Source organism: Curtobacterium sp. TC1 (assembly GCF_019844075.1).
Lineage (GTDB): Bacteria > Actinomycetota > Actinomycetes > Actinomycetales > Microbacteriaceae > Curtobacterium.
Map to the genome: position 1 here is coordinate 3,631,253 of NZ_CP081964.1, position 24,273 is coordinate 3,655,525.

The following is a 24,273-nucleotide window of genomic DNA, read 5'->3' on the forward strand; positions in this document are numbered from 1 at the left end:
ACCCTACCGGGACCCGCGCGTCGTGACGTCGGCGCTAGTGGTCGTCCTTCGGACGGCGCCACCAGGGCAGCTCCTCGTCGGGGATCTGGTCGGTGACGTCCCAGTTCGTCGGACGGGCCGACCGGGCGGGAGCGGCGGCGGGAGCCTCGGGTCCTGCTGGTTCGTCGTCCACGTCGTCCCGTCCGGCGACGAACTCCTCGGTGCTCCAGGGGAACGCCGGCTGCGCGTCGGTGTGGGCGGCTGCGGTCGTCGGCGCGGGAGTCTCCGCCGCTGGCCGTTCCGGAGCGGGTGCGGGGCGCTGCTGCTCGGCGTCGGCACCGGTCACGCGGTCGCGGAGTCCTCCGGCTCGCTCACGGAGTCCACCAGCGCGCTCGCGCACACCGTCGGCGGCATCGTGCAGTCGATCGCGCAGGGCACCGATCGCGGCACGGCCCGACGAGCGGGGCTCGGTCGGACCCTCGTCGGCCAGGCGCTCCGAGGCGACGGCGTCGGTCTTCGCCCATGCCGGCAGTTCCACGTCGTGGTCGGGATCGCGCGGGGGTGTCCGAGGCGTTCCGCTGAGCGCCGGCACGACCGTCTCGTCGGCGATCGGTTCCGTCGGGCTGTCGACCGTGGCGCGCGGGCGGGCAGCGGTCGAGCCGTCGTGGGACTCCTCGACCACGAACCGGTGCACGTCGGTGGTCCGTCCCGCGCCGGCCTGGTCGAGCGCGGCGAGCAGCGATCCCGTCCCGGCCTCGGCCCCGCTGCGGTCCGCGTCGTCGTCCGCCTCGGTCCAGCGCTCCCGTGTCCAGCCGCGGTCGGGCAGGCGGACGAGGTCGCTGCCCGCGGCGAGGGCGATGACCGCCGGCAGGCCGATCTCGAGCGCGGCGAAACCACCGACCACCAGGGCGTGGGGTCCGACGTCGGCCAGTCGTCCGGGGCCGAACGATCCGGATGACACCCAGGCGATCAGCCCGGTCAGGACCCCGGCCACGATGCCCGTCGCGACACCGGCGAGCGCTCGGTGGAGTGCGGAGTCGGCGTTCCCCAGCGCACGCACGAGTCGCGGGCGCATCGAGCCGCCGATCGCGAAGCCGGCGATCACCGGCACCAGGATCCAGACGAGCCCGAACGTGTGGCCCGAGGTCGGCAGTGCGCCGAACACCGGCAGGCCGGGGATCGGGCCGAGGGTCGTGGCGATCGGGGACACGCTCGACCCGGTGCCGATGGCGAACCCGGGGCCGATCAGCCACGAGGTCGCCCACCCGACGAAGTCCGGCAGGAACGCGAGCTGCCCGACGGTGAGGGCGATCCCGCCGATCACACCGGCGTGGGACTGCTCGTACAGCGTGATGACCTCGGCGAACGAGGTGAAGAGCAGGAGCCCGACGACGACTCCGGCGCACGCGACGACGACAGCGGTCGCGGCGGTGCCGGCGCGGAGCCCGAACCCGGCGACGGTCCGCCAGAGCACGGGCACCCGGTCGAGCAGGTCGATGACGCGTTGTGTGGCGGGGTCCGCCGGCAGGTCGCGCCGTCGTCGGCAGACCTCCGAGCTGATGAGCGCCGGGATCCCGAACCACAGGGCGGGCAGGACCACGGACTGCCAGATGGTCGGCTGCGTGGCGGCGGAGGTCGACGACAGTGCGACGCCGAGGCCGAGCACCGCGACGACCGCCGTCCCGACCAGCAGGCCGGTGGTGCGGTGCTCCGTCTCGGCGAACCGACGACCGGCTCGGGCACCGAGCCAGGCGGTCACGACCGCGAAGCCGAGCGCCGCGAGCGTCACGTCGATGGGGTCGGCGGCACCGCTGACCCCGGAGCTCTTCGCCACCGCCGACCCGAGCAGGAACGAGACGTCGACGCCGTGGCCGACGAGCCAGACGCTGCCGGTCGCCTTCCAGAACACGTCCCAGTCGACCTGCAGGCCGTACTCGAACCCCCAGAGCAGGGTGAGCGGGACCAGGGCGATCCCGATGCCGACGCCGACCGTCACGACCGCCTCGATCGCGGCGAGCAGAGCGGTTCCCAGGCGGTTCATCGCAGCGAGGATACGTGAGCCGACCCCGGAACGACGGGAGGCTCGGCGCGGAACCCGCACCGAGCCTCCCGGCTTCGTCCCGGCCGTCTGCCGGGCAGTGGTCGCTAGCGGGCGGCGACGACCTCGCGCAGCAGCGCGGCGGTCTCGGACGGTGTCTTGCCGACCTTGACGCCGGCGGCCTCGAGCGCCTGCTGCTTCGCCTCGGCGGTGCCGGCGGAACCGGACACGATCGCTCCGGCGTGGCCCATCGTCTTGCCCTCGGGGGCGGTGAAGCCCGCGACGTAGCCGACGACCGGCTTGGTGACGTGCGCCTTGATGAACTCGGCTGCGCGCTCCTCGGCGTCGCCGCCGATCTCACCGATCATCACGATGGCCTCGGTCTCGGGGTCGGCCTCGAACGCGGCGAGCGCGTCGATGTGCGTCGTGCCGATGACCGGGTCGCCGCCGATGCCGATGGCGGTCGAGAAGCCCAGGTCGCGCAGCTCGTACATCATCTGGTAGGTCAGGGTGCCCGACTTCGAGACGAGGCCGATCGGGCCCTTGCCGGTGATCGTCGCCGGGGTGATGCCGACGAGCGACTCACCGGGCGTGATGATGCCGGGGCAGTTCGGGCCGATGATGCGGGTCGTGCCGCCCTTCGCCTTGGCGTGCGCCCAGAACTCGGCGGCGTCCTGCACGGGGATGCCCTCGGTGATGACGACGACGAGCGGGATCTCGGCGTCGATGGCCTCGAGCACGGCGTCCTTGGCGAAGGCCGGCGGCACGAAGACGATGGAGACGTCCGCACCGGTGGTGTCGATGGCCTCGCGCACGGTGCCGAAGACGGGCAGCGACACGTCGCCGTGGGTGACGGTGGTGCCGGCCTTGCGCGCGTTGACGCCGCCGACGACCTGGGTGCCGGCCTTGAGCATCAGTGCGGTGTGCTTGGTGCCCTCGCCGCCGGTGATGCCCTGGACGATGACCTTGGAGTCCTTGTTGAGGAAGATCGACATGGTCAGTCCCTTCAGGCCGCTGCGGCGGCGAGTTCGGCGGCCTGCTCGGCCGCGTCGTCCATGGTCGCGGCGACGGTGACGAGCGGGTGCGCTGCCTCCGCCAGGATCCGACGACCCTCTTCCACGTTGTTGCCGTCCAGGCGCACGACGAGCGGCTTGGTGGCCGCGTCACCGAGGATGCCGAGTGCGGCGACGATGCCGTTCGCGACGGCGTCGCAGGCGGTGATGCCGCCGAAGACGTTCACGAAGACGCTCTTCACCTGCGGGTCGCCGAGGATGACGTCGAGGCCGTTGGCCATGACCTCGGCCGAGGCGCCGCCGCCGATGTCGAGGAAGTTCGCGGGCTTCACACCGCCGTGGCGCTCACCGGCGTAGGCGACGACGTCGAGCGTCGACATGACGAGGCCCGCACCGTTGCCGATGACACCGACCTGGCCGTCGAGCTTGACGTAGTTCAGGCCGTGGGCCTTCGCCTTGGCCTCGAGCGGGTCCTCGCTGGCGGAGTCCTCGAGGTCCTTGTGCGCGGGGTGCCGGAAGTCGGCGTTCTCGTCGAGCGAGACCTTGCCGTCGAGCGCCAGGATCTGGCCGTCGCCCGTGCGGACGAGGGGGTTCACCTCGACGAGCGTCGCGTCCTCGCCCTTGTAGACGTCGTAGAGCTTCGAGAAGACGTCGGCCACCTGGTCGACGAGTTCCGCCGGGAACCCGGCCTGCTCGGCGATCGCGCGACCGGCGGCCGCGTCGATCCCGGTGAGCGGGTCGACCTCGACGCGGGCGAGGGCCTCGGGCTTCTCGACCGCGAGCTGCTCGATCTCCATGCCGCCCTCGACGCTGGTGAGCGAGAGGTAGGACCGGTTGGCCCGGTCGAGCAGCACGGAGAAGTAGAACTCCTCGGCGATGTCCGCCCCCTGCGCGATCATGACGCGCTCGACGGTGTGGCCCTTGATGTCGAGGCCGAGGATGGCCTGCGCGTGCTCGAACGCCTCGTCAGGGGTCTTCGCCACCTTCACGCCGCCGGCCTTGCCGCGCCCACCGACCTTCACCTGGGCCTTGACGACGACGACGCCACCGATCTGCTCGGCCGCCGCTCGCGCCGCTTCCGGGGTGTCGGCGATGATCCCCTGCAGCACGGGGACGCCGTAGGACTCGAAGAGGTCCCTGGCCTGATACTCGAAAAGATCCACGCTGTTCTTCTTCCCGCACGGTTCGTGCGATCGGCATCGGTTTCCCGGTCGCGCACTCCACATCGAGGGTCGCTCGATGTCGAGACAACGGCCGGGAGCCAGCCTAGCGCCGGACCGTGGACGTCCGGTGCGCGCTGTCCCGGCCCGTTCCCCAGCGAGCTCCCGGCACGGTGGATCGGTGAACGCTGCACTCCGTACCCGCACCGCCGACGTGTTCGGCTGGCACCTCCGCCCCGACCAGGAATCCGTCATCGACGCCGTGCTCGACGGGCGCGACGCGCTCGCCGTGATGCCGACCGGATCGGGGAAGTCGGCGATCTACCAGGTCGCCGGCCTCGAGCTGGAGGGCGTCGTCATCGTCGTCTCGCCCCTCGTGGCGCTGCAGGAGGACCAGGTCGTCGGACTCGAGCACCACGTGGACGCTCCCCGCGCGGTCGCGATGAACGCCACGAGGAAGGCCCGGGACGTCGCCGAGGCCTGGGACGCGGTCGCGGCGGGCGAGGTCGGCTACGTGTTCCTGGCACCCGAACAGCTCGTGAAGGACGACGTGCTCGAGCGACTCCGCGACGCCGGTGTCGCGCTCGTCGCCGTCGACGAGGCGCACTGCATCTCGTCCTGGGGGCACGACTTCCGACCGGACTACCTGGCGCTCGGCGAGGTCGTGGAACGCCTCGGCCGGCCGCCGGTGCTCGCACTGACCGCGACGGGCTCCGCTCCCGTGCGGGACGACATCGTCGAACGGCTCGGCATGCGTGACCCGTTCGTGCTCGCCTCGGGGTTCGACCGCCCCGGCATCCGGCTCGAGGTGGTCCGGCACGCCGAGGACGCCGAGAAGCGCGCGGCCGTGGTCGACCAGGTCGTCGGACTCGACGGGGCCACCGTCGTCTACGTCGCCACCCGCGCCGCGACGACGGAGTACGCCGACGCGATGGCCGCCCGCGGTCGTCGCGCGCGGCCGTACCACGCCGGCATGCGGGTGACGGAGCGCGAGGCGGTCCACACGGGGTTCCTCGACGGCGACGTCGACGTCGTGGTCGCCACGAGCGCGTTCGGCATGGGCATCGACAAACCCGACGTCCGCTTCGTCGTGCACGCCGACGTCCCCGAGTCGGTCGACGCCTACTACCAGGAGATCGGGCGGGCCGGCCGCGATGCCGAGCCGGCCGGCGCGACCCTGCACTACCGGGCCGAGGACTTCGGCCTGCGCACGTTCTTCGCGTCCGGTTCGCCCCGACCCGCGTCGGTCCGCGCCGTGTTCGACGCGGTCCCGGCCACCGGCCCGATCGCCCGGTCGGCGCTCGCGGAGGCCTCCGGTCTGTCGTCCCGCACCGCCGGCCGTGCCCTCAACGCCCTGCTCGACGCCGGCGTCCTGCGCGACGACGTCGACGGGGTCACGCGGGTGCCGGACGGCCCGGCGACCGCGGCCCACGCGGCCCGCGCGACGGCGGACCGCGCGGCGGAGCGCGAACGGGTCGAGGAGTCGCGGATCGCGATGATGCGCCAACTCGCCGAGACGACCGGCTGCCGACGGCAGTTCCTGCTCGGCTACTTCGGCGACGAGCTCCCGGAGCCGTGCGGCAACTGCGACACCTGTTCCTCGGGGACGGCCTTCGACGGCGGAGCCCACGTGGCCGACGGCGCGAACGACGACGTCTGGCCGCCGGATGCCCGCGTCGAGCACGCCGAGTGGGGCACCGGCGTGGTGATGAGCACGGAGGAGGACCGCATCACCGTCTTCTTCGAGTCGGCCGGGTACCGCACGCTCGCGTTGGCGGACATCGCCGAGCGGGATCTGCTCGAGCGGGTCTGATCCGCCCCCCGCGACCCACGGGGGAAGGCGCGGTCGCTCGACCACCCGTCGGCGACCGCGCTCCACTCCCCCGAGCACCGGCAGTGTGCACGTCCCTCGTGACGAGCAGGTGACGTCGAGGTGAACTCCCCCGGCGTCCCGGGTCGTCCCAGGGGGACCGGCGTACACCGGAAGACCCCGACGGAAGGACCCCGCATGACCGCGGAACAGAACCAGCAGGCGCAGGAGCGACTCGGCGAGATCCTGGAGGCGCGCGCCTTCGACCGCTTCCCCGAGGTCTGGGCCGACGACGTCGTGGACCACGACCCCGCGCCCGACCAGCAGCCCGGCCTCGCGGGGATCGTCGACTTCTGGACCGAGTTCACCACCGCGTTCCCGGACCTCACGCTCGAGCCCGACCCGCTCGTCGTCACGGACGACTACATCACCGCGGTGTTCACGATCCGCGGCACCCACACCGGTCCGTTCCAGGGCCACGCGCCGACGGGTCGCACCTTCGAGGTCCGCGGCATCCAGGTCTCGAAGTTCCGTGACGGCAAGATCGCCGAGCGCTGGGGCGCGACCGACGAGAAGGGTCTGGCGGAACAGCTCGCGCTCGGCTCCGGCGACGTCCACTTCGTCAGCGCCTGAACACCATCCGACACCCGGCACCACCCACACCCAGGAGGACACCATGAGCGATCCCGGCATCAGCCCCGTCGACGACTTCGAGGCCCAGCAGCGCCGCGACGACGACATCGACCGCGAGCACGTCGGCCCCGACGAGGTGGACGAGTCCGAGGAGTCCCTCGAGACCGTGACGAACGACGCCGTCGCGGGTGAGACGGTCGAGCCACAGCCCGGTGACGGCACCGACGACGGTCCGACCGGCGGCTCCCCGCGTGAGGGGTCGCCCGACCTGTGGGAGCACGACGCCGACGAGGACCGCCCGGACCTGGGCAACGACCTCGGCACCAAGCCGCTCTGACCAGCGGTCCCCAGGGACCCGCGGAACACGGCCCGTAGCATCGGGCCGTGTTCCGTCGTGTCCGTGCCAGCGTCCGCAGCACGCCGTCGGCCGCCCGTCTGGTGGCGATCGCGGCGATGCTGCTCGTCGCGGCCTCGGCGCACCTCGCCGCGCGTTCGGAGCCCGCGGGACGATGGGTCCCGCTCCTCGCGGTCGCGGTGGTCGGAGCCGTCGTCACCGGAGCACCGAGCCACCGCTGGCCGCTCCCCGCGATCTGGCTCGTCGCCACCCTGCTCGCCCTGACGGGTGACGTCCGGGTCGACGGCACGTACCTGGTGATCGCCCTCGCGACCGGTGCGGTCGCGCTCCTCGCGGCGATCGCCGCTGATCTCGTCCCCGTGCTGCGGGCGCGACGCCGACGGGGTACGTCGTGACCACCCCACGGCCTGGAGGCCCGGCGCCGGGTCCGCCACGTCCCTCCAGTCACGGCCGTCACCCCGCTGGCGCGGTGCGCCGGAACCGGCTGGTGGGGCCCACCTCCCGTCCGTCGTCCGGTCACGTTGCGGAACGCGACCTGCGTCGGTTCCTCGCCGACAGCACACCCGTGGCCGCGGGCGGCCGCGCCATCCTGCTGCAGATCGCCGACCCGGTCGTCGCGGCAGGGGTCCGCCGGCACTCGGACTTCGCCCGTCGACCGCAGCAGCGGCTGGCCCACACCCTGATGTTCGTGTACGCCGTCGTCTCCGGCACGGAGCAGGACGCCGCGATCGCCGCCGGCTTCGTGAACCGGGCCCACGTCCCCGTGACGGGCGCGGACGACGTCGACCGGCAGCTGTGGGTGGCCGCGACCCTGTTCGACTCGGCACGTCGGGCGCACGACCTGTTCGGTGCGCCCGTCACGGCGGAGCGGGCGGAGGACGTCCTCGCCGCCTACGCCCCGATCGCGACGACGTTGCGGGTGCCCGCCGATCGCTGGCCGACGTCGGTGGCGGCGTTCGACCGGTACTGGGCGGACACGCTCGACCGGCTCGAGGTCACCGATGACGCCCGCGGGGTGGTGCGGGACCTGCTGCACCCGCGGTTCGCGCCGCTCTGGGTGCGCGCTGCGATGCCCCTGGTCAGGGTCGTCACGGTGGGGATGCTGCCGGAGCAGCTGCGCGCCGCGTACGGGTTCGCGTGGGGGCCGCGCGAGCAGCGTCGGTTCCAGCGGACGGTCGCCGTGGTCGGGGGTGTGCGGTCGGTCCTGCCCGGGGCCCTGCTGCGGCTGCCGGGGCCGCTGCTGTTGCGGGCGATGCGCCGGACGGCCGGGCGACACGCCACTGCTGCTGGCACTGCTGCTGCTCAGCCGGCGAGTACCCGCACGGCGTAGTCCCCCACCATCACGACGTCACCGGGCCGGGCGATGACCTGCGCACCGCCCACGCTGGGTTCCTGGGCACCGGAGGCGCGGACGACCACCGTGCCGTTCGACGATCCGAGGTCCTCGACCACCAGGCCGCCGTCACCCGTCGGCCGCATGGCCGCGTGCTCGCGCGACACCGACTTCCCCGGGTCGTCGAGCAGGACCGCTCGTCGCCCCGGCGCGGTCGGGACGCGTCGTCCCAGGATGACCGGCTGGTCGAGGGGCACGACGTTGCCCGGCGCGACCTCGAGCACGAGTCGCGGCACGATGCCGATCGTCGGCAGCGGCTGCTCGGTCCGGACGACGGCGTCCGGCTCGTCGTCCGACACCGGTGCCGCGGGCAGCACCCAGGCCCGGGACAGGTACCCCGCCTGCCGGTCGCGCTCGACGTCGGCACGCGTGACCACCGGGCGCTTCGGAGTGTCGTCGTCCTTCCGGCGTCGAGCCACCGTGTACCCCTCGTTATGGTGATTGTTCAGAAGTGGTGCGAGATGCAATGCGATCAAGTATCGTCGAACCGCGCCGGGGGTCGCCCGGTACTTCACATACGCATCGGGAGGGCATGCGCCATGGCCAATGTCAACGTCACCTACGACGATCTTCGCAACCAGGCTTCGCAGCTTCGCAACGGCCAGAAGGCCATCGAAGACCAGCTGAGCCAGCTCAAGAGCCAGATCGACAACCTCGTCTCGTCGGGGTACGTCACCGACAAGTCCTCGAAGGCCTTCGACTCGACGTACTCGGAGTTCAACTCCGGCGCGACGCAGACGATCCAGGCCATCGACGGCATGGCCGGGTTCCTCGAGAGCGCGGCGAACACCCTCGAGTCGACCGACGAGCAGCTCGCGTCCAGCATCGGCTGAGACCGGCTCGCAACGGTGGTGGCCGGCGTCCTCGGGCGTCGGCCACCGCTCTCGCTGCTGCGGCAGCACACACTTCGAACAACGACTGGACCAACGGGGGGACCGTGGGCGGCAGCATCAACCTCGATCTCGACCTGATCGGGAATCTCGCATCCGACCTGTCGAGACTGCACAGCGACTTCGACCACGTTGCGGCGACCGCCGACGACTACAAGACCGGTGTCGGTTCATCGACGATCACGAGTGCGATCGCCGAGTTCGGCAGCAACTGGGACATCCGACGAGGACGTCTGATGGAGTCGATCAAGGCGGTGGCCGAGATGGCCGAGTCCGCGCACGAGGGGTTCACCCAGACCGAGATGGACCTGGCGAACAAGATCCTCGGGAAGGACAGCTGATGGCGCGGCCCGTCGACTGGAGCGCTCTCGACCTGCCCACCGACCCTGTCCCCGGGGACACCGCTGAGATCCGGCAGTCCGCGACCAACGCCCGATCCGTCGAGCAGGCGATCGACGAGCAGGTGACCCGTCTCCAGCGCCTCGGGGACGGTCACGGGTGGGAAAGCGAGTCCGGGACGAAGTTCCGCGACTCCGCCAGCGACCTCGCCGGTGCGATCGCGAAGGCCAAGGGCCGCTACACCGAACTGGCCGCGGCGCTCGACGAGTGGGCCGCCGGCCTCGACGGCATCCAGCGAGAGGCGGACGCCGCACTCCTGGCCGCGCAGGACGCCCAGGCTGCGCACCAGGCCGCAGCGAGCCAGACGATCACCGCCGAAGTAGACACGCCCGAACACCAGGACCAGGTCGACGCGCAGGACCGGGCGGTGGAGTCGGCCCAGGGCGACATCGACGCCGCAAAGGCGACCATCCGTCGACTCGCGGGTGCGTTGGGCGAAGGCGGCGAGTACGGCGACCTCGCCGACCGTGTGGCGAACCGCATCCGGAACGGTGCCGACGACGGCATGAAGGACGGCTGGTTCGACCACGTCAAGCAGGCGATCCACGACGCGAAGGGCGTCCTCGAGGTCATCAAGAGTGTGCTGAACGCTGTGGCGCTCGTCCTCGTCGTGGCCGCCGTGATCGTCGCGTTGGCGATCCCGGGGGTCAATCTCATCGCGTTCGCCGTGGCGGGACTGATCGTGTCGAGCTTGGTCTTCGGCATCACGGCAGCACAGGCAGCAGCCGGAGACGCGACCACGTCCGATGTCATCTGGGCGGCGGTCGGAGTGGCTGCTTCCGCGGTCGGACTCGGGGCAGCACGGGCTGCGTCGTCCGCACTGCCTGCGCTGACACGGTCGACGGCACAATCCGGAGCGCGTTCAGCAGCGAACACCGCACGTGCTGCCGGTGTGGCCGAGGGGCCGGTCTACTCGGCGAAGTACGCCGAGATCCAGGCGAGGGCAGCGGAGGTCAGCGGCAAGGCATGGGTGACCATCGTCGACAACTCCGTCACGAACGGAGCCATCGCACCGGTCTTGATCCGGCAACTCGCCAACGGAGGACCGGTCGCACAGCAGGCGCTGCCCAAGATCCTCGTGCCCGCGGTCACCGCATCGGTGCTCGGCGCAAAGGGTCTCTGGGACGGTGTCAACGATTTCGCGGGGGACGTCCACGATCTCTGGACCGGGGAGTACTGGAAGAACGCGACGTCGGTCCAGGTCGGGTCGTTGTGACCGGGTACCGCCTGCAGCTCCCGACAGGGTGGGTGCGGACGCGCCTCACCGGAGACCTCGACCGCGCGGTCGGAGAAGTCGTCGAACGCACGCTTCCGCGGGGGGAGTTCAGCGACTCGGACGGGGCCGCCGCTCGGTGGCGGCTGCGCGACGAGCTCCGGAAGTCGTTCGCGGCCGCTGCGGACGCCGGCGGCGTCGACATGTACTCGTTCGAGGGCGAGGTGGAAGGCATCCGCCTCCCGATGAGCTTCTCCGTGTCGGTCGCTCACCTCGGGGCGTCCGTCGGGACCCTGCCGCTCGAGACGTTCGCCGCGGGCATCAGCACCTCCGGCGACACACAGGTCGTCGACTTTCCTGCGGGCAAGATGATCCGGACGGAACGGCGGTCGCTCGAACCAGTGGGCGCCGCTCTGCACCGCGCAGGAGCAGTCGCCAACGACGTCAGCCCACTGTCGGCTGCGAACCAGGCGGCGGTGCGGGCGCTCCACCGTTTCACCACCGTCCACGCCGACGTCGAGGTGACGCAGACGACGGTGGACTACCTCGTTCCCATCCCGGACGAGGTCGGCACCTTCGTCGTGGTCTCCCTGGTCGCGCCGGGAGCGTCGGACGTCGAAGCGCGCGTCGGCCACTTCGACGTGCTCATGGCTGGGTTCGGTTGGACAGGATGACCGAACTGCACGTCCCGGTCACGAATGCGATGTCCCGGCTCGACGTCCGATCCGACCGCATCGAGATCGGAGGGGACACGGCACCGCGCGACCGTGAGGACCTGCTGGAGCTCGGCCGATTGCTCGCGGCGCGCGGGGCGGACGCCGCATGGGCGATCCTCGACGGGTCGGATGCATCGATCGCATCCTGGGTGGCCCTGACCGTCGTTCCACTCCTCGGCACGACGCCTGGTGTCCTGCGTCGCGGAGCGCGCCACGACGATCCGATCGAGGTCGACGAGGACATGCGGGACACGGCGCTCGGACCGGCCCTCCGCCTTCGGCAACGCATCGCCGTACCAGCGCCGACGGCGCAGGACGCCGCGGGCCTGATCGTGAGCGAGAGTCTCGACTGGTCGTGGGTCCTGCCCGGGGACATGATGTTGTCCGTGAACGCGAACACCACACAGCTCGTCTACGCCGACTGGGTCGCCGACCAGGTCGATCGGGTGGCGCTCGGCATCGACCTTGTCCGCTGAGCTGGTCGTCCGCGCTGCGACGGTGAGTGGTCGCGCGGCTGCGACCGGGCAACGGGTCGGACTGGTCGTCGTCGACGGGTCCGTGCGGGCTGTCGCCACGGATGGTCGGAGCCAGGTGGTGTGCGCCGACGTGCGATCCATCGCGTGGGCGCCCTGGTCAGCGCTCCCCAAGGAGCTCGGTGTGGTGAACTCGTCCGGAGCGGCAGTGCTCACCACCCGCGACACAGTCCACGTGTTCCCCATCGATGCGTGGTGGATGGAACCGGCTCCGCCGGCGACGCCTCGACAGGCAGTCGCCTCGAGCGGTTTCGAGGACCTGGCTGAACGACTCGGCCTGGCGATCTCCTACGACCCGGACTCCACGGCCGGACTCAGCACGGCGTCGAACGCAACCGCCCACGTGCCGCTCTCGACCGACGCGATGGTGCGATCCCGACGGGCCACGACCGCGGTCGCGCTCTTCCTCGCCGCCGCCCTGCTCCCACTCCCCCTCATCCTGACCGTCTTCGCCAGGGGATGGTCGGACGGACTGGTCGTCATGGGATGGGTGTGCGTGGCAGCGTCGGCGACGGCGCTCGTCAACGTCGTCCTCGGCGTCCTCGGGCGGAGGCCCCGTCCGACGACCTTCGGGGAGCGAGTCCTGCGTCCCACGGACGGCCCGCCTTGGTTCCGACGGAATGCCCACATCGACGTCGACCACGGGATGATCGCCATCAACGACGGGCGGTGGAGGACGATCCTCCTCGCCACTCCTCTGGCGACCGGAGCTGCTTCAGCAGTCGTGCGCGCTCGCGTGGTACGTGGACGCAAACCCCGGATCGTCCTGATCGACGGCGCCGACGTCGTGCGAGCCGAGCTCCCCTTGCGGTTCTGGTCCGAGCAGCACCTCGACGCGCTGCTGACGGAACTGTCGATCCTCCGTGACGGTTCGGCAGAGCGTCGATCTTCCGGTGCCGTCCGCTTCGACACGAACCGCGGTGCCGGCGTTCCGGGAGCGTCGCTCGTCACGTGGACCTCCCTCGGCGTCGTCCCGCTGCTTCCCCTCGCGCTCGCCACCGTGCTCCAGCTGATGGTTTCGGTCTTCGCCCGGATCGGGGGAGCGTCCACACAGGCCATCGCGCTGACGCTCGGCTTCGCGTCGATCGCGGTGTTGCTCACCGTCGTCGGCGCCGAGCTCGGTCGGCGTCTTCCGTGGGCCGAACCACGCCCGCACGGATTCCGACCGTCACGGGTCTTCGCGTCGGTGGTCGGATGGTTCGTCCTCTTCGCAGCCGTCTGTGCGATCCTCGTCTCGTTCGACGAACCGGGGGCCGCCTGGTACGCGGCGGTGCTCGCCATCGCGAGTACCCCGTTCCAGTGGTGTCTCTACCGCCATCGCGCCATCCGCGCTCAGCGCGGCGTACTGGACATGTTCTCCTGGCTCCGGAACGGATGCCGATCCACCGATCAGACGATCAGGAAGGCGACGTGATGGCACTCGAATTCGACCACGTGAACGCTTGGACGAAGTTCGTCGACGGAGGCCCGGAGACAGTCGGTCGAGCGGCTGCGGTGAACGCGATCGGGCATGCGCGCCATCCGGTCCCGAAGCGGGCGGCTGCCTCGGTCGAGACGACGATGATCGAACTGGCGCGTCTGCGCGATGCGTTGGACGCCCATGACTTTTTCGTCCTCACCACCGATGCGCCGACAGTCGAAGTGGTCGCCTACACGATCGTTCAGTACGAGCGCGGTCTCGCGGCGGCTGATCGTGCCGTCGACGAGGCGCTGGCGCCCCTTCCCAACCGGATGGGACAGCCGGACGTGTCGACGGTGACGACGGCGCTCGGAACAGCGACACGGATCCTCGACCGGACGGAGACACCAGCACCTTCGCGTTACCGCCGCGCGACCCCTTCCACGACGATCCGGTGGGTCCAGCCCATCGCGCAGCTCACCGAGCCCGTCACCGCGGTCATGACGACCGTCATCCCGAAGCGCGCGGATGAGTCGTTCGCGGCTCCGCTGGTCGATCAGTTCGCCCTCGGGCTCGTGGTGACCCCGGGCGCAGAGTGACAGCCCCCGGCGCACTCGCCTGATGAGCTGATGAACGCAACTCATCGTGGTCAGGACCGCGCTGAACGTCGTCACCGGGCGCAGGGTCACCGGTGTCGCTCTGACCCGCGACCTCCGGAAGCGAATCGAACAGGTAGGGGCGACTGAATTGAAGATCGTGGCCCAAGGAGTCGACGGGGTGTGGCTGCCGGTGCCGAGCGACCTCGGCGATGCCCCTGTCAAGAAGATCGTGAAGTGGGCGCAACCCGCGGCGCGGGAGGTCCTGCCGCGGAGGGCCTTCAGCCCGCATCCGAAGCTGATGTTCCTCCAGACGCTCTTCGGTGCGGTGGCACAGGCGACCCGACCGAACGAGCAGTACTTCATCCATCGGGCAGCGCTCCCGGCGGAGGTCCTCGTGGTCCGCGTCCGGTGGGAACCGGCCGAGCCGGACCTGACAGCGCAGCTCCAGCGCCTCGTCGGGCCCGGGGACAGCCACGACGTCGAGGTCGGCGGTGCTTCGCCGGTGGTCATCGTTCCGGGCATCGAAGGTTGGCGAGCCGGACTCCATCGCAGTGACGAGGTCGTCGGTCACGTCACGGCGTTCGAGCGTGGGGGCCTGTCGGTGCAGGTCCGCGTCGACCTCCCCCCGGAGTGGCTCGTGCCGCTGCAGCCCGACACGCACACATCGGCAGGTCCGCTCCGGGCGGGTCGAGGTTCGCAGGCTCGTCGACTGCCGCCGCCTCCCGACGAGCGGATCCGCACTGGTGCTCACCCCGGACTCCGAAGGACGTTGAGGACAACGATCGCACCACCGAGGAAGCCCACACGCCCGGACGCCGCTGGGTCGCATTCGCCTGCGACACGATGATCGTGCTCGCGATCGTCCGGTACATCGTGGGCGTTCGCGCTGGTGGTCGGTGTCAGCATCGGCAGCCGGCATGTGCAGGCATCCGATCAAGCGCGGAGCAGACGCTGACGAGCCGTCCGGGACGGATGTTCCCGCTTGCTGCGCGGGTTGGTGTCACCCCATCGGGAAGATGACCCCGAACACGACGATGACCCCAATGAGCGCCAAGGAACATCCCGCCATGACGAGGGTGAACAGCTTCACAGGCGACCGCTCCCAGTAGCGGGTAGCACCCGGCACCAGTTGCTCGATCTTCTTCGCCTTGCTCGGCAATCGTGTCCGAGCACGCAGTACCCCACTGATCTCGCGGATCCTCGGCGTGGTCCAGTTCCAGGAGTCGATCCTGATCCGACGCCTCCGGCTTCCGCCGTGGACGATGAAGAGGACCTCGTTGGCGGGCCAGTTGTGAACGCCGACCGAAGGCGGCACAGGCGCTCGTCCCGCGGGAGGAACCGTCTCCGGACGATTCCTCGGAACTCGACCGAATCATCGGCGATTCGGATCGTCGCGACCCGGCGGTGCCAGGTGGCGAGCGCGATGGTCGGCCACGCCATGATCGCGGAGAGCGCCGCGAAGTATGCCCATGCGAATGCGGATCCGCGAGCGCCAGGGAAGAGCACGACGACTCCGCCGATCAGCGAGGAGAGCGCTGTCGGCCCCAGCCCGCCGAAGATGATCCGCCACTTGGAGAACTGCTTGGGACGGAACTCAAGGATCTCCGGTGGGGCCTCGTTCACAGCACGAAGGGTAGCGACTCGCCACGTCCAGACCGCCTCCGTGTGCATGGGTGAGCCGACACCGCTTCCCCGCACCGCACCTCCCCTGTCCGACCGCCCGTCCACAAGCCAGGCGCAACCCGGCCTGCGCGTCGCAGGAACCTGCGAGAATCGACCCATGAGCGGCAGCATGACGCTGCGGGGGGCCTCGTCCGACCACCGCGCTGCGACCACGACGACCACGATCTCCGGTGCGGGGCGCCACACGTGCGCCTGACGTTCACCGCGAGCCACCTTCCGTCGAGCGCCTCCGCCGACTTCGTGGTGGAGTGCGACGAGGACACCCTGCTCGGCGAGATCGTCGAGGTCGTCGCCAAGCGGCTCGGGCAAGGGGCCACGTCGATCGTCGACGTCGCGGTCGACTCCGTCCCGACCACCCCGCACGCACGCATCGGTGATGGTGTGCTGCTCGAGGGCGCTCGGCTGACGTTCGGCGCACCCGCACCGGTCCTGCCCCTGCCCGGTGACCTGCCGAGCGTGCGGATCGTCGGCGGACCGGGTGCCGGCACCGTGGTGGTGCTCGAGGCGGGCATCGCCCACGTCGGTTCGGCGCCCGACGCGACGGTGCCCCTGCCGGACCGGAGCGCACCGGAGTACGCCGCGATCCTTCGGCTCGACCTCAACCGTCGGTTCACGATCACGCCGACCGAAGGCTCCACGGTGCTGGTGGACCGCTCCGAGGTCGACGACGAGACCCCGGTCGAGCCGGGCAGCATCGTCACGATCGGCGACACCCTGCTGTCGGTCGCGGTGCCGGACGCCGACCGAGCGGCGATCACCCTGACCGCTGGCGGCGGCTCGCTCGACTACACGCGGCCGCCGCGGCTCCTGCCCGAGGACCACCCGTCCGTGTTCAAGCTGCCGGCCGTGCCGGCGCAGCAGTCACGTCGGTCCATCCCGATCATCGCGGCGCTCGCGCCGCTCGGCATGGCCGCCGTGATGATCTCGATCTTCCACAACGTCGCGTACCTCGCGTTCGGTCTGATGTCGCCGATCATCATGTTCGGCAACGCCTGGTGGGACCGTCGGAACGGCAAGAAGACCCACAAGCAGCGCGTTGCCGAGTACGAAGAGACCAAGAAGGCGGTCGAGGCCGACGCCCTGGAGGCAGTGGTCCGGTACCAGCGCGAGCTGCGGACGAGCGCACCAGACCCGGCAACCGTGCTCGACGTCGCGTTGCGGCGTCGCGCTCGCCTGTGGGAGCGACGCCGGACCGATCCCGACTACCTGACGCTCCGCGTCGGGACCGCTGACGTCCCGTCCGGCGTCGTGCTCGAGGACCCGTCGGCGCTCGAGCACCGTCGCGCGGTCGACAAGCTGGCCGAGGACGTGCCGGTGATCGTCGACCTCGGCGTGCAGGGCGTCGTCGGCGTCGCGGGCCGAGACGAGCACACGCGGCACCTGACGTCGTGGTTCGTGGCGCAGCTCGCGGTGCTCCAGAGCCCGCGTGACACGCAGTTCGTCGTGCTGACGGACGCCCGGTCGGCCGATGAGTGGGCGTGGTTGCGGTGGATCCCGCAGGCTCGACCGGGCTTCGGGCAGGACGCCGTGATCGCGATCGGCAACGACGCCGAGACGCTCGGCGCCCGGGTTGCCGAGGTCGGTCAGCTGATCGATGCGCGACAGCGGGCCGTGCGTGAGTCCAACACGCGCGGGATCCCCGGTCCGGACATCGTCGTCGTGCTCGACGGTGCTCGGCGGCTCCGCGCGCTGCCCGGTCTGATCCGCATCCTCAAGGAAGGGCCGGCGGTCGGCGTCCGGGCGATCTGCATCGAGGAAGAGGCACGGCTGCTGCCCGAGGAGTGCTCCGTCGTCGTCACCGTCGGGCCGGAACGCATCCGGGTCGCCGCGCAGCGCCAGGCGACGGTCACCGACGTGCGGCCCGACCGGATCCCGGACGGCTGGTTCGAGACGGTCGCCCGGGCGGTGGCGCCGATGGTGGACGCCGATGACGAGAGCGACGCCGGCGGACTGCCCACGTCGTCGCGGTTGCTCGACGTCATGCTGCTCGAACCGCCGACGGCCCGGGCGATCACCGGGAAGTGGTCGGTGCGCCCACGCACCACCGAGGTCGTCGTGGGCGAGAGCCTTGACGGCCCGTTCGCGTTCGACCTGCGGAAGGACGGCCCCCACGGCCTCGTCGCCGGCACGACGGGTTCAGGCAAGTCCGAGCTCCTGCAGACGATCGTCGCGTCGCTCGCGGCCACGAACACCCCGGAGGGCATGAACTTCGTCCTCATCGACTACAAGGGCGGGGCTGCCTTCCGCGACTTCGCGCCGCTGCCGCACACCGTCGGCATGGTGACCGACCTCGACACGCACCTGGTGGAGCGAGCGCTCGAGTCCCTGGGTGCCGAACTCCGTCGTCGCGAGCACCTGTTGGCCGATGCGGCGGCGAAGGACATCGAGGACTACCTCGACCGCCTCGGTCGTGGTGAACCGCTGCCGCCGATGCCGCGGCTGCTCATCGTCATCGACGAGTTCGCGAGCCTGGTGCGGGAGCTGCCCGACTTCGTCACCGGCCTGGTGAACGTCGCCCAGCGCGGTCGATCCCTCGGCATCCACCTCATCCTCGCCACGCAGCGTCCGACCGGTGTCGTCTCGAGCGACATCCGCGCGAACACGAACCTGCGGATCGCGCTGCGGGTCACCGACTCGAGCGAGAGCACCGACGTGATCGACGCCGGCGACGCGGCCCAGATCCAGAAGAGCACCCCCGGCCGCGGGTACATCCGTCTGGGCGCCGGGGCCCTGCTGCCGTTCCAGTCGGGTCGCGTCGGCGGCCGTCGCCCCGGACAGTCGACCCAGCGCAAGCAGGTCTGGGCCGGTGCCGTCTCGTGGTCGGCGCTCGGTACCGCACCGCCCGCACCACCGAAGTCCGAGGTGCAGCACACCGACGAGCGAACCGACCTGCAGGAGCTCGTCGGCGCCGTGACCGAGGCCGCGGCGGAGCTCGGCGGTCCGGCTCCGTACCGTCCCTGGCTCGATGCCCTGCCGGAGACGCTGCTCTTCACCGACCTCAACGACCGCGCGTGGGAACTCGACGACAGCTCCGCCACGGATGCCCGGGTCGGGCCGCTGCCGTTCGCGCTGCAGGACTTCCCCGGTGAGCAGGCGCAGCGGGTGCGCAGCCTCGACCTCGACTCCGACGGGCACCTCTACGTCGTCGGTGCCCCGCGGAGCGGCCGGTCGCAGGTGCTCAGGACCCTCGCGGCAGCCATCGCCCGGAACACCTCGGCGGCCGACGTCCACGTGTACGCACTCGACTGCGGCAACGGTGCGCTGCTGCCGATCCAGGCACTCCCGCACGCCGGCGCCGTCGTCCAGCGTGTCCAGACCGAACGAGCCCAGCGGCTGCTCACCAAGCTGGCCCAGGAGCTCGCCCGGCGCCAGCAGGTGCTGGCTGACGGCGGTTTCGCCAGCATCGTCGAGCAGCGTGCCGCTGCCGTCGTGCCGGCGGAACGCCTGCCGCACATCGTCTTCATGCTCGACCGCTGGGAGGGCTTCGTCGGCTCACTCGGCGAGCTCGACCACGGCGCTCCGACCGACCAGGTGATGACGTTGCTCCGCGAAGGTGCCAGCGTCGGCATCCACCTGGTCGTCACCGGAGACCGACAGCTGCTCTCGAGTCGGATGGCCACCCTGGTGGAGGACAAGCTCGTCCTCCGGCTGTCGGACCGGGGCGACTACGGGCTGGCGTCGCTCAACCCGCGCAAGCTCCCGGAGCAGGTCTCCGACGGACGTGCGTTCGCCTCCGATTCCGCGACGGAGACACAGATCGCGCTGCTCGCCGCGGCCGGCACCGGGCAGTCGCAGGCAGCCGCCATCACGGCTCTCGCCACCTTCGCGACGGAACGCGACCGGGCCGTCGAACGCAGCCGACGTCCCTTCCGCGTCGACCAGCTGTCCGGCCCGGTGCCGTTCGAGCGCGCGTGGGAGATGCGCGACGACGACGCCGGCCTGTTCGGCCTGGTCGGCATCGGCGGCGACGACCTCACCGCGATCGGGCCTGACCTGGCCACGGCCGGTTCGTTCGTCGTCGGGGGGCCCGCGAAGTCCGGACGCAGCGCCGTCCTGCTCTCGATGACCCGCTCGGTCCTGCGCGAGGGTGGCGAGGTCGTGCTCGTGACCCCGCGCCAGTCCCCGCTCCGGGGGCTGGCCGCGGAACCGGGTGTCCTGGCGGCGCACGAGGGTGCCGATCTGACCGAGGACGACCTCGCACCCCTGTTCGACGGGCAGCCCGGTCGACGCGTCCTGGTGATCGACGACGCCGAACTCGTCAAGGACGCCCCGGCGAAGAGCTGGCTGCAGGGGTTCGTCAAGCGTGCGGCCGACAACGGTCAGGCGATCGTCGCAGCTGGACTGACCGCCGAGTTCGGTGTCGGGTTCACCGGCTGGCAGGTCGACATGAAGCGCAACCGCTCGGGAGCGCTGCTCAGCCCCCAGGCGATCACCGAGGGCGACCTGCTCGGCATGCGTCTGCCGCGGAGCAGCATCGTCGAGCGCGTCCAGGTCGGTTCCGCGATCGTGCACCTGGGTGACGGCGAACTGGTCTCCGTCCAGGTCCCGACGCCCTGAGGGCGGGGAGTCGAGACGGTTTCTTGTCACACTGACAAGTACCGTGGTACGGTCGAGTCATGGCAGTCGAACTCAGCACCTGGGACGTCCAGGGCAACCAGACGACACCGACGTTCTCCACCATGCGGTTCCCCGCCGGTGAAGCCCACGTCAAGGTCGCGAACGACACCGCCGAGCCGGGGGGCCTCACCGAGATCGCGACCCTGCGCGGCACGAACGGCGACGACCTCCTCATGCTCGGCATGTGGGCGGACGCCGTGCGGCAGCGTGGATCGAGGTCCGTCGCACTCGTCCCCTACCTGCCCGGTGCGCGGCAGGACCGCGGCCTGCCGTTCGGCGCGAAGGTCTACGCCGACGTCCTCAACGGCTTCCACCTCGACCAGGTCATCGCGTTCGACCCGCACTCGCCGGTCATCGTCGGACTCGTCGACAACCTGACCGTCGTCACGAGCGAGCAGGTCGTCCGCGACGCGGTGGTCGGAACCCCCGAGCTGGACGGCGAGTCCGCGTACACCGGCATCATCGCCCCCGACAAGGGCGCAGTGCCCCGTGCCACCGCGGTCGCCGAGGCGTGCGGGCTGCCGCTCTACCGGGCCGAGAAGCACCGCAACCCCGACACCGGCAAGCTCGACGGCTTCACCTGCGAACCACTGCCCGACACCGGCCGGTTCCTGGTGGTCGACGACATCTGCGACGGCGGCGGCACGTTCATGGGCCTCGCGGGCTCGACGGGCCTGCCCAAGGAACGCCTCGGCCTCTGGGTCTCGCACGGCGTCTTCTCCGGCCGGGCAGCACAGCTCGCCGACCACTTCGGCGAGCTCGTCACCACCGACTCGTACCCCGCGCAGAACGCCATCGACGGCCTGCGCACGATCGCACTCACCCCCTACCTGACGGAGCAGATCCGATGACGCAGACCACGAGCACCACGACCGCCGACAGCCCCCGCACGACCACGGGGATCGAGCCGCGCATCACCACGGCGAGTCCGATCGCGCCCCTGCTGGCCGTCGACGGCTACAAGCACTCGCACCGGCAGGTCTACCCGGCCGGCACCACCCGCATCCTGATCAACTGGACGAACCGGTCGAACGCGCACATGCCCGAGTCGACGCACGCCGTGGTCTTCGGGCTGCAGGCGTTCATCCAGCGCTCGCTCGTCGAAGCCTGGGCGCCGTTCTTCGCCGCCGACGAAGACGAGGTCGTCCGGCTGTTCGACGAAGCGCTGCAGAGCTACTTCGGCCCGAACCACATCGGCACCGACCACGTCCGGGCCCTGCACCGCCTCGGCTACCTGCCCCTCGAGATCCGTGCGCTGCCCGAGGGCACCCTCGCGCCGATCGGCGTCGCGACCCTGACCGTCGAGAACACCATCGACGAGTTCTACTGGCTGCCCAACTACATCGAGACCGCACTGTCGGCCTCGATCTGGCACCCGTCGACGGTCGCCACGAAGGCGCTCGAGTACCGCGACCTGATGGAGGACTGGGCTGCCCGCACCGGCGCGGTCCCGGCCGGCATCGACTTCGCCGCGCACGACTTCTCGTTCCGTGGGCAGTCGAGCATCGAGTCGGCGGCCGCCGGCGGCGCCGGCCACCTCCTGTCGTTCCTCGGCACCGACTCGATGCCGTCGCTCGACTTCATCGACCGCTACTACCCGGGCGACAACGGTTGGGTGGCCGCGAGCGTGCCCGCCACCGAGCACAGCGTGATGTGCGTCCGCGGCGCCGACGGGGAGCTGGCGACCTTCGAACAGATCCTCGACGTGTACCCGACGGGCATCGTCTCGGCGGTCAGTGACGGCTTCGACCTGTTCAAGGTCATCACCGAGACCCTGCCGCAGCTGAAGGACCGCATCACCGGTCGCGACGGCAAGCTCGTCATCCGCCCCGACTCGGGCGACCCGGTCGACATCGTCACCGGCACCGTGCACGGTGTCGACGAGGCCGAACTGTTCGCCACCGACCGCAGCCACGAGCAGAAGGGCGTCGTCGAACTGCTCGACGAGATCTTCGGGCACACCGTGAACGAGCAGGGCTTCAAGGTCCTCGACCAGCACATCGGCGTCATCTACGGCGACAGCATCACGCTCGACCGTGCCCGTCGCATCTACGAGCGCTTGGCCGCCAAGGGGTACTCGAGCGACAACATCGTGCTCGGCATCGGTTCGTACACGTACCAGTACATGACCCGCGACAACCTCGGCAGCGCGGTCAAGGCCACGTGGGCACTCGTCGACGGCGAGCCCGTCGACATCCAGAAGGACCCGAAGACCGGCAGCGGCAAGAAGAGCGCGAAGGGCCGCATCGCCCTGCACCGCGACGAGACCGGTGAGATCCGGCAGACGGACCAGGCCACAGCGGACGACGAGGCGACCAGCCTGCTCCAGCCGGTGTGGGTTGACGGACGTTTCACGCGCCTCCAGTCCTTCGCCGACGTCCGCCAGACGCTCCGCCACGAGCGCACGGCCCGAGCCACCCGCCGGGCGGCCACCGCGTGAACGACGCCGCAGCGGCGGTCCGCGACCAACCGCTCATCGCGATCGACGTCGTCCCGATGTCGTTCACGACGGCGGGCGGTCTCCGGGTCGCCACGGCGCGGCGGGCGTACGCACCGTACGCCGGAGAGCAGGCCCTCCCCGGCGTGCTCCTCGACGGCACCGAGATCCTCGCCGACGGTGCACGGCGCGCCCTGCGGGCCAAGACCGGGGTCGGCCCGACGGCGGTGCACCACCTCGCACAGGTCGGCGCGTTCGACGGACCCGACCGCGATCCGCGGAGCGCCGCGATCAGCATCGCGTTCCTCGCGGTCATCGACCCGGCAGCGGACTCCGACGCGACGTGGCACGACGTCAGCTCGCTGCCGCTCGGCCTGCCGCTCGGCCTGCCGTTCGACCACGACCGGATCGTCGACGCAGCCCTCGAGCGCGCCCGGGTACTCCTCTGGTCCGACCTGCCGTTCACACGAGCACTGCTCGGCGACCCCTTCACCACGGCCGATGCCGCTCGGCTGCGGATCGCGCTGACGGGGACGACACCGGACCCGGGCAACCTCAACCGGACGCTCCGCACGAACACCGCGCTTGCGCGGGTCGATGCCACGGCGAGCGCGGGGCCGCGGGGTGGGCGTCCCCCGGCAGCCTGGACGTGGCAGGACTGAGCACGGTTGGGTGGACGCATGTCCTCCTCCCTGTCCGGTGACGACTCCCTGCACCTGCCCGAGTTCGATGCACCCCCGGCGTCACCGCTCGACCTCGCGCAGCAATGGCTCGACGCTGCGGACGAGCGCGACGTCTCCGAGCCGATGTCGATGACCCTCGCCACGGCCGGGGCGGACGGTCGAGTGTCCGCCCGCACGGTCGACGTGAAGCGACTCGACGACCGCGGGCTCGTGTTCGGCACATCGACGCTCAGCCCGAAGGGTCGTCAGCTCGCCGAGAACCCACACGCGGCGCTGCAGGTCTACTGGCGCGAGACGATGCAGCAGCTCCGGTTCGAGGGCCGGGCGGTGCAGCTGTCCGACGACGAATCAGACGCGCTGTTCGCCGACCGCTCACCGAAGTCCCGTGCGGCCACCGCCATCGCTGACCAGTCCGCCGTGCTCGAACCGCGGACGCTGCAGGACCTGATCGACGACGCGAACGTGCTGCTCGACGAGTCCGACGACGCCGTTCCACGGCCGGCTGGGTGGGTGGCGTGGCGGCTCGAGCCCGACGTCGTGGAGTTCTGGCACGGCAGTCGCGACCGGATGCACCGCCGCCTGCAGTACGTGCTCGCCGAGGGCGTCTGGTCGGCCACCCGCCTGCAGCCGTAGTCGAGTCGGCCCCGCGCCCCGCACCCCGCACCCCGCACAACCAAAGTGCACTCGAACCGCGGGATTCCGCGGCGCGAGTGCACTTTGGTT

The 24,273-nt window shown here is 70.9% G+C and carries 23 protein-coding genes; 18 read left to right on the forward strand and 5 right to left on the reverse strand.

Annotation, left to right across the window (positions count from 1 at the left end):
* Window positions 1-34: 34 nt before the first annotated feature.
* The 3 genes from KZI27_RS18380 to sucC all read right to left on the reverse strand — a co-directional run bounded on the left by KZI27_RS18380 (window position 35) and on the right by sucC (window position 4,193).
* Window positions 35-2,020 carry a DUF6350 family protein gene (locus KZI27_RS18380; protein WP_222658736.1) on the reverse strand — a complete coding sequence of 662 codons (1,986 nt, stop codon included), beginning with the start codon at window positions 2,018-2,020 and terminating at the stop codon, window positions 35-37.
* A 104-nt stretch (window positions 2,021-2,124) separates the two neighbouring features.
* Entirely contained in the window at window positions 2,125-3,012 is an 888-nt protein-coding gene (sucD, locus tag KZI27_RS18385) for a succinate--CoA ligase subunit alpha (protein ID WP_222658737.1), read from the reverse strand.
* 11 nt (window positions 3,013-3,023) lie between these two features.
* A complete protein-coding gene (gene sucC, locus KZI27_RS18390; RefSeq protein ID WP_222658738.1) occupies window positions 3,024-4,193 on the reverse strand; it encodes an ADP-forming succinate--CoA ligase subunit beta in 1,170 nt (389 codons plus the stop codon).
* A 178-nt stretch (window positions 4,194-4,371) separates the two neighbouring features.
* Here sucC and KZI27_RS18395 point away from each other — a divergent pair, with 178 nt between their 5' ends.
* The 5 genes from KZI27_RS18395 (at window position 4,372) to KZI27_RS18415 (ending at window position 8,318) form a co-directional block, all read left to right on the forward strand.
* Window positions 4,372-6,003, forward strand: a complete 1,632-nt coding sequence (locus KZI27_RS18395; protein ID WP_222658739.1) for a RecQ family ATP-dependent DNA helicase — start codon at window positions 4,372-4,374, stop codon at window positions 6,001-6,003.
* Between the two features lie 195 nt (window positions 6,004-6,198).
* A complete protein-coding gene (locus KZI27_RS18400) occupies window positions 6,199-6,633 on the forward strand; it encodes an ester cyclase (protein ID WP_222658740.1) in 435 nt (144 codons plus the stop codon).
* 43 nt (window positions 6,634-6,676) lie between these two features.
* Window positions 6,677-6,970, forward strand: a complete 294-nt coding sequence (locus KZI27_RS18405) for a hypothetical protein (RefSeq protein ID WP_222658741.1) — start codon at window positions 6,677-6,679, stop codon at window positions 6,968-6,970.
* A 47-nt stretch (window positions 6,971-7,017) separates the two neighbouring features.
* Window positions 7,018-7,383, forward strand: coding sequence for a hypothetical protein (locus tag KZI27_RS18410; protein ID WP_222658742.1), 366 nt, complete (start codon window positions 7,018-7,020; stop codon window positions 7,381-7,383).
* A 92-nt stretch (window positions 7,384-7,475) separates the two neighbouring features.
* Window positions 7,476-8,318, forward strand: a complete 843-nt coding sequence (locus KZI27_RS18415; protein ID WP_222658743.1) for an oxygenase MpaB family protein — start codon at window positions 7,476-7,478, stop codon at window positions 8,316-8,318.
* Here KZI27_RS18415 and KZI27_RS18420 read toward each other — a convergent pair.
* On the reverse strand, window positions 8,291-8,800 hold the full coding sequence (locus KZI27_RS18420) for an FHA domain-containing protein (RefSeq protein WP_222658744.1): 510 nt from the start codon (window positions 8,798-8,800) through the stop codon (window positions 8,291-8,293). The genes KZI27_RS18415 and KZI27_RS18420 overlap by 28 nt on opposite strands.
* Before the next feature lie 120 nt (window positions 8,801-8,920).
* Here KZI27_RS18420 and KZI27_RS18425 point away from each other — a divergent pair, with 120 nt between their 5' ends.
* The 8 genes from KZI27_RS18425 (at window position 8,921) to KZI27_RS18460 (ending at window position 14,977) form a co-directional block, all read left to right on the forward strand.
* The gene (locus KZI27_RS18425; protein WP_111089241.1) at window positions 8,921-9,214 is read left to right on the forward strand and encodes a WXG100 family type VII secretion target; all 294 of its coding nucleotides are present in this window, start codon (window positions 8,921-8,923) and stop codon (window positions 9,212-9,214) included.
* Between the two features lie 104 nt (window positions 9,215-9,318).
* Window positions 9,319-9,612 (forward strand): hypothetical protein, encoded by a 294-nt coding sequence (locus tag KZI27_RS18430; RefSeq protein WP_222658745.1) that lies wholly within the window; start codon window positions 9,319-9,321, stop codon window positions 9,610-9,612.
* Window positions 9,612-10,886, forward strand: a complete 1,275-nt coding sequence (locus KZI27_RS18435; RefSeq protein WP_222658746.1) for a hypothetical protein — start codon at window positions 9,612-9,614, stop codon at window positions 10,884-10,886. The genes KZI27_RS18430 and KZI27_RS18435 overlap by 1 nt, the downstream gene beginning before the upstream one ends.
* A 32-nt stretch (window positions 10,887-10,918) precedes the next feature.
* On the forward strand, window positions 10,919-11,557 hold the full coding sequence (locus KZI27_RS18440; protein ID WP_222658747.1) for a hypothetical protein: 639 nt from the start codon (window positions 10,919-10,921) through the stop codon (window positions 11,555-11,557).
* A complete protein-coding gene (locus KZI27_RS18445) occupies window positions 11,554-12,075 on the forward strand; it encodes a hypothetical protein (RefSeq protein ID WP_222658748.1) in 522 nt (173 codons plus the stop codon). The genes KZI27_RS18440 and KZI27_RS18445 overlap by 4 nt, the downstream gene beginning before the upstream one ends.
* A 181-nt stretch (window positions 12,076-12,256) precedes the next feature.
* Complete coding sequence (locus tag KZI27_RS18450) at window positions 12,257-13,546, forward strand: ABC transporter permease (RefSeq protein WP_222658749.1); 1,290 nt, start codon at window positions 12,257-12,259, stop codon at window positions 13,544-13,546.
* Complete coding sequence (locus KZI27_RS18455; protein ID WP_222658750.1) at window positions 13,507-14,130, forward strand: hypothetical protein; 624 nt, start codon at window positions 13,507-13,509, stop codon at window positions 14,128-14,130. The genes KZI27_RS18450 and KZI27_RS18455 overlap by 40 nt, the downstream gene beginning before the upstream one ends.
* 46 nt (window positions 14,131-14,176) lie before the next feature.
* On the forward strand, window positions 14,177-14,977 hold the full coding sequence (locus KZI27_RS18460; protein WP_222658751.1) for a hypothetical protein: 801 nt from the start codon (window positions 14,177-14,179) through the stop codon (window positions 14,975-14,977).
* A gap of 153 nt (window positions 14,978-15,130) precedes the next feature.
* Here KZI27_RS18460 and KZI27_RS18465 read toward each other — a convergent pair whose 3' ends face one another.
* A complete protein-coding gene (locus KZI27_RS18465) occupies window positions 15,131-15,445 on the reverse strand; it encodes a hypothetical protein (RefSeq protein WP_222658752.1) in 315 nt (104 codons plus the stop codon).
* 554 nt (window positions 15,446-15,999) lie between these two features.
* Between KZI27_RS18465 and KZI27_RS18470 the strand changes: the two genes are divergently transcribed.
* From KZI27_RS18470 to KZI27_RS18490, 5 genes are read left to right on the forward strand one after another with little or no spacing between them, the layout of a single operon-like run.
* Entirely contained in the window at window positions 16,000-20,370 is a 4,371-nt protein-coding gene (locus tag KZI27_RS18470) for an FtsK/SpoIIIE domain-containing protein (protein WP_222658753.1), read from the forward strand.
* 59 nt (window positions 20,371-20,429) lie between these two features.
* Window positions 20,430-21,281, forward strand: a complete 852-nt coding sequence (locus KZI27_RS18475; protein ID WP_222658754.1) for a phosphoribosyltransferase family protein — start codon at window positions 20,430-20,432, stop codon at window positions 21,279-21,281.
* A complete protein-coding gene (locus tag KZI27_RS18480) occupies window positions 21,278-22,870 on the forward strand; it encodes a nicotinate phosphoribosyltransferase (RefSeq protein ID WP_222658755.1) in 1,593 nt (530 codons plus the stop codon). The genes KZI27_RS18475 and KZI27_RS18480 overlap by 4 nt, the downstream gene beginning before the upstream one ends.
* Complete coding sequence (locus tag KZI27_RS18485; RefSeq protein WP_222658756.1) at window positions 22,867-23,529, forward strand: NUDIX domain-containing protein; 663 nt, start codon at window positions 22,867-22,869, stop codon at window positions 23,527-23,529. Before KZI27_RS18480 ends, KZI27_RS18485 begins: the two co-directional genes overlap by 4 nt.
* A gap of 18 nt (window positions 23,530-23,547) precedes the next feature.
* Entirely contained in the window at window positions 23,548-24,183 is a 636-nt protein-coding gene (locus KZI27_RS18490; protein WP_222658757.1) for a pyridoxal 5'-phosphate synthase, read from the forward strand.
* Window positions 24,184-24,273 lie beyond the last annotated feature (90 nt).